3 protein-coding genes are annotated in these 1,150 nt (G+C 48.7%); 1 reads left to right on the top strand and 2 read right to left on the bottom strand.

Features of this window, described 5'->3' with window-relative positions; genetic code table 11:
• Positions 1-189 (top strand): hypothetical protein (locus B9T16_RS28815; protein WP_410246406.1); only part of this gene is annotated, 189 nt, incomplete at its 5' end.
• Positions 190-197: 8 nt separating this feature from the next.
• Here the strand turns inward: B9T16_RS28815 and B9T16_RS28810 are convergent.
• Together B9T16_RS28810 and B9T16_RS28805 are read right to left on the bottom strand one after the other, a co-directional pair.
• Positions 198-950 carry a calcium-binding protein gene (locus B9T16_RS28810; RefSeq protein WP_410246405.1) on the bottom strand — a complete coding sequence of 251 codons (753 nt, stop codon included), beginning with the start codon at positions 948-950 and terminating at the stop codon, positions 198-200.
• Positions 951-963: 13 nt separating this feature from the next.
• Positions 964-1,150, bottom strand: a 187-nt coding sequence (locus B9T16_RS28805; protein WP_410246404.1) for a calcium-binding protein, incomplete at its 5' end; no start/stop codon positions are given.

The following is a 1,150-nucleotide window of genomic DNA, read 5'->3' as shown; positions in this document are numbered from 1 at the left end:
TCAGAAGGGGTGGGAGTCGGTGTGGGTGTTGGTGTTGGTGTTGGTGTGGGTGTGGGTGTTGGTGTTGGTGTTGGTGTTGGTGTGGGATCCGGGGGGGGAGTGGGAACCGGAGGGGTGGGAGTAGGTTCGGGACTAGGACTAGGACTGGGAGTTGGAGTTGGAGTTGGAGTTGGACTAGGTTCGGGGTAGGGGTCTGGTCATGGTTCGGGGTCTGGTCCTGGTTCGGGGTCTGGTCCTGGTTCGGGGTCTGGTCCTGGTTCGGGGTCTGGTCCTGGTTCGGGTCCTGGTTCGGGTTCGGGTTCGGGTTCGGGTTCAGGATCTACTAAGGGTCCGTCTGGATCGATGATAAAATCTGTTTCATCCAGCATGGCTGGATCTATATTTAATAAAACTGCTAAAAAGTCTCCGGTATTGCGGTCTATTAGCAATGTATTTCTGATATTGGCACCTTCACCACGACGAATTTCGATATCTGCAAAGGTGAGTCCTCCGGTTAATCCAATTTTGTCAACACCAGCTTGAAAGTCGGTGATCAAATCTGCTAATTCTGGGGAAGCGCCGCCAGTGGTAGCTGTAATTACACTACCGCCACCTTCAGACGCACTGACAATTAAGCCAACAACAAATATATTTCTACCACCACCACCAGTGAGGGTATCAACACCACGACCGCCTTCTAGTAAATCATTACCTTCATCTCCAAAGATGCGATCGTTACCCTTTCCGCCTCTTAATATATCATTACCATCACCGCCAAAAATTATGTCGTCACCGGGACCGCCAAATATAGTATCATTTCCCTTTCCACCGACGAGTTCATCATTACCATCATCACCAAAGAGTAAATCGTTACCAGTCCCACCAAACAGGAAATCATTATCAGCACCACCGTAAAGGGTATTATTACCACCACCAGCTACTAATGTATCGTTACCCTTATCGCCAAACATCAGGTCGTCATTTTCACCCCACTATGAGGCTGTCATTACCTTGACCTCCATACATGGTGTTATTACCAGAGACAGCGAAGAGAGTATCAGCAACTTTATCGCCGAATAACATGTCATTCCCACCTTCACCAAAAATTAAATCATTACCTTGACCACCCCGCAGACAATCATCTCCGCCGCCACCATAGATGGTATCATTA

The sequence above is a fragment of the Arthrospira sp. PCC 8006 genome (assembly GCF_046480465.1).
Lineage (GTDB): Bacteria > Cyanobacteriota > Cyanobacteriia > Cyanobacteriales > Microcoleaceae > Limnospira > Limnospira platensis.
The sequence above is the reverse complement of the archived record's forward strand: the minus strand, read 5'-3'. Positions and strand labels throughout refer to the sequence as shown.

Excerpts from the sequence above, each read along its gene's own strand:
- B9T16_RS28810 (WP_410246405.1), bottom strand. The coding sequence starts at position 950 with ATGTTTGGCGATAAGGGTAACGATACATTAGTAGCTGGTGGTGGTAAT.